Source organism: Actinomadura chibensis NBRC 106107, from assembly GCF_001552135.1.
Taxonomy (GTDB): domain Bacteria; phylum Actinomycetota; class Actinomycetes; order Streptosporangiales; family Streptosporangiaceae; genus Spirillospora; species Spirillospora chibensis.
The window spans coordinates 1-6,891 of the sequence record NZ_BCQP01000113.1 but is presented as its reverse complement, the minus strand read 5'-3'; the positions used below and the strand labels follow the sequence as shown (position 1 = coordinate 6,891).

Here is a 6,891-nt window from a genome sequence, read left to right as displayed (position 1 = left end):
CCCGACGCGCCGCCGCAGGCCGGGCGAGCCTGCGGGCTCGCCGAGGACGTCGACCGCGCCGCCCGCGACGCGCTGGACGCCGACGATCGCCCGCAGCAGCGTCGTCTTCCCGCAGCCGCTCGGGCCGAGCAGCCCGAGGATCGACCCGCGCGGCACGTCGAAGGTGACGCCGTGCAGCACCTCGCGGCCGCCGCGCACGACGTGGAGGTCCTGGACGCGGACCGCCGGACTGGAACTCATCATGTGTTGAATTTATGTCGCGCACGAGGGCACGGTCAAGGCGTTCCGGATGCCTGTGACGCAGGAGACTCGGGCGCGCGGGCGCTCAGGTGGCGCTCAGGAGGACGTGAAGTACCGCTGGATGGTCGGCGCGACCAGGTCGACCAGCTCGTCCTCGGACGCGGACGCGATCGGCTCGACCCGCACCACGTAGCGCAGGATCATCAGCCCGATCATCTGCCCGGCGGCGGCCTGGAGCGCGAGCCGCGGCGCCCCCGTGGCCTTCCCCGCGCGGGTGAGCAGCGCGGACGTGACGAACTCGCGCAGCAGCGCGGCCGCCCGCTCGTTCGTCATCGCCGAGCGCAGCATGCCGAGCAGCGGGCGGCGGCGCTCGTCGTCCCCCCACACTTCGAGGAAAGTGCGGACCATCAGCTCGCCGAGCCGGTCCCTCGGGAACGACGCGGCGCGGGCCAGCAGCACGGACGGATCGACGGGGAAGCGGATCGCCTCGACGAACACGCCGTCCTTCGTCCCGTAGAAGTGGTGGACGAGGGCCGGGTCGACGCCCGCCGTCCGCGCGATGGCGCGCAGGGACGTCCCGTCGTAGCCCTTCTCGGCGAACAGGTCGCGGGCCGCGGCGAGGATCTTCTCGCGGGTCTCGGTCGGGCCGGGGCGCCGTCCGGGACCCCGGGACGCTCCCCCGCCGTTCGGGCCCGGGCGGGCGTCGGTCACCGTCCGCCCCGGCGGCTGACCTCGCCGGCGGGGGTGACCTCCCAGGTGCGGTCGGCGGCGGCGAGGTGCAGGCGGGCGAAGGCCAGCGCCTCGGCGAGGTCCTCCATCCGCTCGACGCGGCTGGACGCCCGCCGCGTGTTGACCTCCAGGACGACGTGCCCCCGGAAGCCGCCCTCCGCGAGGTTCTCCAGCATCGCCCCGCACGGCTGGTTGCCCCGGCCGGGGACGAGGTGCTCGTCCTTGTTCGTGATGCCGACGCCGTCCGCGAGGTGGATGTGGCGGAGCCGGTCGCCCAGGCTGCCCGCCATGTCGAGGGCGTCCGACCCGGACACGGCGGTGTGGGACAGGTCGAGGGTCACGTGCGGGTAGTCCTGGTCGACGGGGTTCCAGTCGGGCAGGTACATGCCCGCCTCGGCGCCGCGCGCCTTGAGCGGGAACATGTTCTCCACGGCGAACAGGACGTCGGTCTCGTCCTGCATGCGGGCGATGCCGTCGACGAACTCCTTGGCGTAGTCGCGCTGCCACCGGAACGGCGGGTGGACGACGATGACCTCCGCGCCCAGTTCCTCGGCGACCTCCTTGGAGCGCACCAGCTTGCCCCAGGGCTCGCGCCCCCACACCCGCTGGGTGAGCAGCAGGCACGGCGCGTGGATCGACTTGATCGGCACCTGGTGGTAGTCGGACAGGCGGCGCAGGACGTTGAGGTCCTGCGAGGAGGCGTCCGTGGACACCATGACCTCGATGCCGTCGTAGCCCAGCAGCGCGGCGATCTCGAAGGCGCTCGGTACCTTCTCCGGGTAGACCGACGCCGTGGAGAGCGTGATCGGCGCGTCCGGGACACGCAGAGCCGGTGCAGAACTGACGCCGTTGTGCTGCGGGGTCAAGGCTTCCTCGCCAGGAATGGTCGCTCGACGGTTTTCGTAGGGGCTGCGGTGTTCGCGGCGGTACGCAAAGGAAAGCCTATGCGGCCACGGCGGTGATGAAACCCTCGCCCCGCGTGATCCTGATTATCCCCCCGCCGGGCATGACTACCCTCTGTCCCCGTGGCCGAGATAGCGCCGGGCGCCGTGCCGAGCCCCAACATATGGAACTCCCCGCAGGTCTACGAGCTGGAGAACCGCGCCGTCGACCCGGACGGCGTGCTGCCGGACGCGATGCGCGCGATCCGCCCCTGGGACGGCGCCGACGTCCTCGACCTCGGCTGCGGCACCGGCTTCCACCTGCCCTTCTTCGCCGCGGACGCGCGCCGCGTGATCGGCGTCGAGCCGCACGCGGGCCTCGCCTCCGCCGCCGCGCGCCGGACCCGCGACCTGCCGAACGTCACCGTCCGCGTCGGCGCGGCGCAGGCGCTGCCGCTTCCGGACGCGTCGGTCGACGTCGTCCACGTCCGGTGGGCGTACTTCTTCGGTCCGGGCTGCGAGCCGGGCCTCGCCGAACTGGACCGGGTCGTGCGGCGCGGCGGCGCCGTCTTCATCATCGACAACGACGCGACCCGGTCGACGTTCGGCGGCTGGTTCCGGCGCGGCCTGCCGAAATACGACCCGGAGGCCGTCGAGCGGTTCTGGACGCGCCGCGGCTTCAACCGCGAGCCGCTGCTGATCCGCTGGGCGTTCCAGAACCGGGACGATCTCGCCGCCGTCCTGCGCATCGAGTTCCCGCCCGAGCTCGCCGACGCCTTCCTCCGCGAGCACCCGGGGCTGGAAGTGGACTATGCCGTGAATTTGTGGTGGCGTTGCCCTTGAGTTACTGACGAGTCGGTCACCGGACGGCGTGTCGCGACCTTGACGAACGGGAGGAACCGGCCATGGGCCGTGCCGCCACGACGATCGCCACCGCGGACTCCGGGTTCCGCTGGGGGCGGATGCTCGGCGGCGCCGTCGCCGCCACCGCGCTCGGCGCGGCCGGGGCGGGCGCCGGGCTGGCCGTCCAGCGGCGGGCGCTGCGGCGGCTGCAACTGCGTCCCGACCCGTTCGCGGGCGAGCCGTTCGGGTCGCTGCGGGGACGTCCCGTCCCGGTCCGCGCGGCCGACGGCACGCGGCTGTACGCCGAGGTCGACGGCGACGACCGCACCGACCTCGCCGTCGTGTTCTGCCACGGCTGGACCCTCACCCAGGACTCCTGGCACTTCCAGCGCAAGGCCCTGCGCGGCCTCGCGCGGCTCGTCTTCTGGGACCACCGCGGCCACGGCCGCTCCGACGGCGGCGCCCGCGACGGCTACGCGCTGTCCCGGCTCGCGGGCGACCTCGCCGCCGTGATCGAGGCGACCGTCCCGGCGGACACGCCCGTCGTCCTCGTCGGGCACTCGATGGGCGGCATGACGATCCTGCGGTACGTCGACGCGCATCCCGACCTGGTCGGCCGCAAGATCGTCGGGACGGGGCTGCTGTGCACCTCGTCCGGCGGGCTCGGCGAGATCACGCTCGGCGCGCCCGCCCTGATCGCGCGCGCCACGCACCGCGTCCTGCCCCGCGCGCTCGGCGCGCTCGGCGCCGGGTCCGGCGCGGTCGAGCGGGTCCGCCACCTCGGCCGCGGCGCCGCCGTCCTCATCGAGGACCTGATCGCCTTCGGCCCGGACGGCGGCCCCGCCGCCGTCGCGTTCGCCGAGCAGATGATGACCGAGACGCGGATGGACGCCTTCGCCGGGTTCCTCGGCTCGATGATCTCCACCGCGCTGATCAGCGACTGCGCGGCGCTCGCCGGGGCGGAGAACCTCGTCATCGGCGCCGAGCACGACCTGCTCACGCCGGTCGAGCACAGCCTCAAGATCGCCTCCTGCGTCCCGGACGCGCGGCTGGAGGTCGTCCCGGCGGCCGGGCACATGGCCATGATGGAACGCCCGGCCGTCGTCTCCGACCACCTCGCCGACCTGATCGAACGAGCCCGCAAAACCCTCCCCACCTAACCTCGCGCCCCGACCTCGCCGCCCGACCTCGCGGCCCGACCTCGCGGCCGTTGTCGGAGGGAGGCTCTACGCTTCGGCGCATGGCGAAGGCGAAGACGGCGAAGGCGGCCTACCGGTGCTCGGAGTGCGGCTGGCAGACGTCCAAGTGGGTCGGGCGCTGCGGCGAGTGCCAGACCTGGGGGACGGTCGCCGAGGCCGCGTCCGCCACGCCCGCCCGCGTCGTGTCCGCCGGGCCCGTCAGCTCCCCGGCCCGTCCGATCGGGCAGGTGGACGTGCGGTCCGCGCAGACCCGCCCCACCGGCCTGGACGAGCTCGACCGCGTCCTCGGCGGCGGGATCGTGCCGGGCGCCGTCCTGCTGCTCGCGGGCGAGCCGGGCATCGGCAAGTCGACGCTGCTGCTGGAGGTCGCCGCGCTCGCGTCCAAGCGGGGCGAGGCGTCGGCGAACGGCGCGTCGCCGGGGCGGAACGTCCTGTACGTGACGGGTGAGGAGTCGGCCGAGCAGGTGCGGCTGCGCGCCGACCGCGTCGGCGCCATCACCGACGACCTGTACCTCGCGGCCGAGACGGAGCTGTCCGCGATCCTCGGGCACGTCGACACGGTCGACCCGTCGCTGCTCGTCGTCGACTCCATCCAGACGATCGGGACGTCCGAGGTCGACGGCGCGCCCGGCGGCGTCACGCAGGTGCGCGAGGTCGCCGCCAACCTCATCCGCGTCGCGAAGGAGCGCGGGGTCACCGTCGTGCTCGTCGGCCACGTCACCAAGGAGGGCGCGATCGCCGGGCCGCGCCTGCTGGAGCACCTCGTCGACGTCGTCCTGTACTTCGAGGGCGACCGGCACTCCCGGCTCCGCATGATCCGCGCCGTGAAGAACCGCTACGGGCCGACCGACGAGCTCGGCTGCTTCGACCTGTCCGACGTCGGCATCGTCGGCCTGCCCGACCCGAGCGGCCTCTTCCTCACCCGGCGGGACGAGCCCGTCCCCGGCACCTGCGTCACCGTCACCCTGGAGGGGCGCCGCCCGCTAGTCGCCGAGGTGCAGTCGCTCGTCGCGAAATCGCATCTGCCGTCGCCGCGCCGCGCGACGTCCGGGCTCGACACGTCGCGGGTCGCGATGGTGCTGGCCGTCCTCGCGCAGCGCTGCAAGATCTCCATGCACGAGCAGGACGTCTACGTCTCCACGGTCGGCGGGGTGCGGCTCGCCGAGACGTCCGTCGACCTCGCGCTCGCGCTCGCCGTCGCGGGCTCCACCGTCGAGCAGTCGCTGTCGAGCAGCCTGATCGCGCTCGGCGAGGTCGGGCTCGCCGGGGAGGTCCGCGTCGTGCCGGGCGTGCAGCGGCGGCTCGCCGAGGCGGCGCGGCTCGGGTTCAAGCACGCCGTCGTCCCGCGCGGCTCCCTCGAACTCGCCGAGGGGCCGCTCCGCCGCGCCGACCCGCAGCTCAGCAGCTTCGAGGGCATGAAGGTGATGGAGGTGGACAGCCTGCAGCAAGCGCTCCAGGTCGCCTTTACGGCCCCGTGACGCGGCGCGCGGCAGAGTATTACCCCGCGCGGCCCGCGCTTGCGACCAGGGGAGGAACCGGCCGGCGGCCCGCCTCGGTAAACTGACGCCGTCCAGCGACCTCCGGGGGTCAGGTGCCATCACACGACAAGGGTCATGACGAACGCCGCCGCGCCACGTTGGCAGCGGTGGCCCCGGGCACCCAGATCCGCGACGGACTCGAGCGGATCCTGCGGGGCCACACCGGCGGCCTGATCGTCCTCGGCTGGGACAAACCCGTCGAGGACCTCTGCACGGGCGGCTTCGAACTCGACGTCGAGTTCTCCGCCACCCGGCTGCGCGAACTCGCCAAGATGGACGGCGCGATCGTCCTCGACGACGCCCGCAACCGGATCGTCCGCGCCGCCGTCCACCTCGTGCCCGACTCCACCATCCCCACCGAGGAGTCCGGGACGCGCCACCGCACCGCCGAGCGCGTCGCCCGCCAGACCGGGTTCCCGGTCATCTCGGTGAGCCAGTCGATGCACATCATCGCGCTGTACCTCGACGGCATCCGCTACGTCCTCGAAGACTCGGCGGCCATCCTCTCCAAGGCCAACCAGGCCCTCGCCACGCTCGAACGCTACAAACTGCGGCTGGACGAGGTGTCCGGGACGCTGTCGGCGCTGGAGATCGAGGACCTCGTCACCGTCCGGGACGTCAGCGCCGTCGTCCAGCGCCTGGAGATGGTCCGCCGCATCGCCGACGAGATCGAGGGCTACGTCGTCGAGCTCGGCACCGACGGCCGCCTGCTGTCGTTGCAGCTCGACGAGCTGGTCTCCGGCGTGGACGTCGACCGCGAGCTGATCGTCCGCGACTACCCGTCCGACGACACCCGCGCCCGCGGCGTCGCCGCCATCCTCACGGCGCTCGACACGCTCTCCGCGACCGAGCTGCTCGACCTGTCCACGGTCGCCGAGGTGATGGGCTTCTCCGGCCCGGACGCCCTCGACCTGCCCGTCAGCCCGAAGGGCTTCCGGCTCCTCGCCAAGGTCCCGCGACTGCCGAGCATGGTCGTCGAACGCCTCGTCGAGCACTTCGGCGGCCTGCAGAAACTCCTCGCCGCCAGCATCGACGACCTCCAGGCGGTCGGCGGCGTCGGCGAATCCCGCGCCCGCAGCGTCCGCGAGGGCCTCTCCCGCCTAGCCGAATCCTCAATCCTCGAACGCTACGTCTAACACCCCAACCACCGACAAGAACCAACCCCCCACGCCACGCCACGCCACAGCACAGCGCGGCGCGGGCAGCACAGCGCGGCGCGGGCGGGTAAACACGGCACGGGCGGCACAGCACGGCGCGGCACAGCACGGCGCGGCGCGGGTGCCCACGGCACAGCGCGTGTGGCACGGCACAGCACGGCCGGCGCGGCGCGGGGCGGGCGGCACAGCACGGCGCGGGCGGCAAGCCGCGGGGCGGCGCGGGCGGCACTGCACAGCACGGGCGGCACGGCACAGCGCGGCGCGAGCGGCACAGCGCTCGCGGCGGCGGGGGCGCGGGGCGGGG

7 protein-coding genes are annotated in these 6,891 nt (G+C 73.6%); 4 read left to right on the top strand and 3 right to left on the bottom strand.

Going from position 1 to position 6,891, the window contains the following annotated elements:
- The 3 genes from ACH01S_RS41575 to ACH01S_RS41565 all read right to left on the bottom strand — a co-directional run.
- Positions 1 to 243 (bottom strand): ATP-binding cassette domain-containing protein (locus ACH01S_RS41575; RefSeq protein ID WP_218010585.1); only part of this gene is annotated, 243 nt, incomplete at its 3' end.
- A 93-nt stretch (positions 244 to 336) separates the two neighbouring features.
- Positions 337 to 951, bottom strand: a complete 615-nt coding sequence (locus ACH01S_RS41570) for a TetR/AcrR family transcriptional regulator (RefSeq protein ID WP_067905817.1) — start codon at positions 949 to 951, stop codon at positions 337 to 339.
- Entirely contained in the window at positions 948 to 1,835 is an 888-nt protein-coding gene (locus tag ACH01S_RS41565; RefSeq protein WP_083981742.1) for a sugar phosphate isomerase/epimerase family protein, read from the bottom strand. The genes ACH01S_RS41570 and ACH01S_RS41565 overlap by 4 nt, the downstream gene beginning before the upstream one ends.
- 159 nt (positions 1,836 to 1,994) lie before the next feature.
- On the opposite strand from ACH01S_RS41565, the gene ACH01S_RS41560 reads away from it, so the two are divergent.
- The 4 genes from ACH01S_RS41560 (at position 1,995) to disA (ending at position 6,566) form a co-directional block, all read left to right on the top strand.
- Positions 1,995 to 2,693 carry a class I SAM-dependent methyltransferase gene (locus ACH01S_RS41560; protein ID WP_067905815.1) on the top strand — a complete coding sequence of 233 codons (699 nt, stop codon included), beginning with the start codon at positions 1,995 to 1,997 and terminating at the stop codon, positions 2,691 to 2,693.
- Between the two features lie 62 nt (positions 2,694 to 2,755).
- The gene (locus tag ACH01S_RS41555) at positions 2,756 to 3,853 is read left to right on the top strand and encodes an alpha/beta fold hydrolase (protein ID WP_246236456.1); all 1,098 of its coding nucleotides are present in this window, start codon (positions 2,756 to 2,758) and stop codon (positions 3,851 to 3,853) included.
- Between the two features lie 80 nt (positions 3,854 to 3,933).
- The gene (gene radA / locus ACH01S_RS41550; protein ID WP_067905813.1) at positions 3,934 to 5,370 is read left to right on the top strand and encodes a DNA repair protein RadA; all 1,437 of its coding nucleotides are present in this window, start codon (positions 3,934 to 3,936) and stop codon (positions 5,368 to 5,370) included.
- Positions 5,371 to 5,483: 113 nt separating this feature from the next.
- Complete coding sequence (disA, locus tag ACH01S_RS41545; protein ID WP_067905811.1) at positions 5,484 to 6,566, top strand: DNA integrity scanning diadenylate cyclase DisA; 1,083 nt, start codon at positions 5,484 to 5,486, stop codon at positions 6,564 to 6,566.
- Positions 6,567 to 6,891 lie beyond the last annotated feature (325 nt).

Bases quoted from the DNA above. Each gene is read 5' to 3' on its own strand.
- ACH01S_RS41555 (WP_246236456.1), top strand. From the start codon at position 2,756: ATGGGCCGTGCCGCCACGACGATCGCCACCGCGGACTCCGGGTTCCGC.
- radA (WP_067905813.1), top strand. From the start codon at position 3,934: ATGGCGAAGGCGAAGACGGCGAAGGCGGCCTACCGGTGCTCGGAGTGC.